Below are 220 nucleotides of genomic sequence, written 5' to 3'. Positions count from 1 at the left end.
TACCCTCGATTCGCTCACCGTGGACGTCACCTGGAGCCCCGCCCTGGAGGTGGATCAGGTGATCACCGGTTCGAGCGGTCGCTGGGACTACACCCTGGTCGCTCCCGGCCATCTGCGCCTGACCCGCTCGGGTGCCCTGGACACGCGAGGGTTCAACCCGGAGCCGGAGATCCTGCTGACCAAGCCGGCGACGGCCCAGAACGTGTCGGTCACCTTCACC

Annotated in this window: 1 protein-coding gene; it reads left to right on the top strand. The window is 67.7% G+C overall.

Going from position 1 to position 220, the window contains the following annotated elements; all coding sequences use genetic code 11:
• The coding region (locus tag BN358_RS26245) for a hypothetical protein (protein WP_198018393.1) at positions 1 to 220 on the top strand (220 nt) is incomplete at both ends.

Origin of the sequence: Sedimentibacter sp. B4 (assembly GCF_000309315.1) — a bacterium.
Taxonomy (GTDB): Bacteria; Bacillota; Clostridia; order Tissierellales; family Sedimentibacteraceae; genus Sedimentibacter; species Sedimentibacter saalensis.
The sequence above is the reverse complement of the archived record's forward strand: the minus strand, read 5'-3'. Positions and strand labels throughout refer to the sequence as shown.